Raw genomic sequence first — 536 nt, 5'->3', positions numbered from 1 at the left:
CGCCGCGGGTGACGCGGCGCCGATGCCCAGGACGGCCGTCAACGCGACGGCCAGGGGGACCGAGTACTTCTTCATGAGCGTTCCTCACTGGTGCGGGCAGTGGGTGGGGGTGAACGAACACATGGTCCGGCGCGGTCCTGTCCGTGGCCGGCGACGCGCCGGCCACGGAGAGAAGCCGCTCAGGTCAGCCGAGGCTCCATCGCTGGTTCGAGCCGCCGTTGCACGGCCAGAGCTCGGCCAGGGCGCCGTTGGCCGTGGAGGCGCCGGTGACATCGAGGCAGAGCCCGGACTGGGTGCCGGTGACGGTGCCGTCGGAGTTGACCTGCCACTGCTGGTTGGCGCCGCCGTTGCACGGCCAGGTCACCACCTTGGTTCCCGCTGACGTCTGGTTGTCGTACGCGTCCAGGCACAGCTGACTGCTGCCGCTGTAGACGGTCAGCTGGTTGGCGGACGTGCGGGTCCAGGTCTGGTTGGCGCCACCGCTGCAGTCCCAGATCCGCAGCTGCGTACCGGCCGTGGTGGACGAGTTCGGCACG

1 protein-coding gene is annotated in these 536 nt (G+C 70.1%); it reads right to left on the bottom strand.

Annotation, left to right across the window (positions count from 1 at the left end):
- Positions 1-184 precede the first annotated feature (184 nt).
- A partial coding sequence (locus M8J74_RS36180; RefSeq protein WP_249840492.1) for an RICIN domain-containing protein occupies positions 185-536 on the bottom strand: 352 nt, incomplete at its 5' end.

Origin of the sequence: Streptomyces panaciradicis (assembly GCF_023516615.1) — a bacterium.
Lineage (GTDB): Bacteria > Actinomycetota > Actinomycetes > Streptomycetales > Streptomycetaceae > Streptomyces > Streptomyces panaciradicis.
The sequence above is the reverse complement of the archived record's forward strand: the minus strand, read 5'-3'. Positions and strand labels throughout refer to the sequence as shown.